The following is a 368-nucleotide window of genomic DNA, read 5'->3' as shown; positions in this document are numbered from 1 at the left end:
AAGATAATCATCATAAAAACCAATCATCCCAAAAGGAAGCATAACGAATAACGATACCCAAAAGTAAATATTCGATAAATTACACCACAAAAACGCTGATACCACAATGCCGGTTAAAATCATCAAACCGCCCATAGTAGGTGTGCCAGCCTTTTTAAAATGTGTTTGAGGACCATCAGCGCGAATTGGTTGCCCTTTTCCCTGTCGCAATTTAAGAGAGGCAATAATGCTAGGCCCAAACAGAAATACAATGAGACCCGATGTAAGCATAGCCGCCACAGTACGAAAAGTAATATAACGAAAAACACTCACACCTGGAAACCAATCGCTAAGTGAAGAAAAAAACAACATCATAACATAAAAAACCT

General features: G+C 38.6%; 1 pseudogene. It reads right to left on the bottom strand.

Annotated elements, in window-relative coordinates:
* Positions 1-354, bottom strand: a pseudogene (gene mraY / locus ACFIK8_RS11550) (phospho-N-acetylmuramoyl-pentapeptide-transferase); the annotation flags it as partial.
* Between the last annotated feature and the right edge of the window lie 14 nt (positions 355-368).

This window comes from Bartonella sp. MR168JLCBS, assembly GCF_042194175.1.
This window is presented reverse-complemented; position numbering and strand designations above follow the sequence as displayed.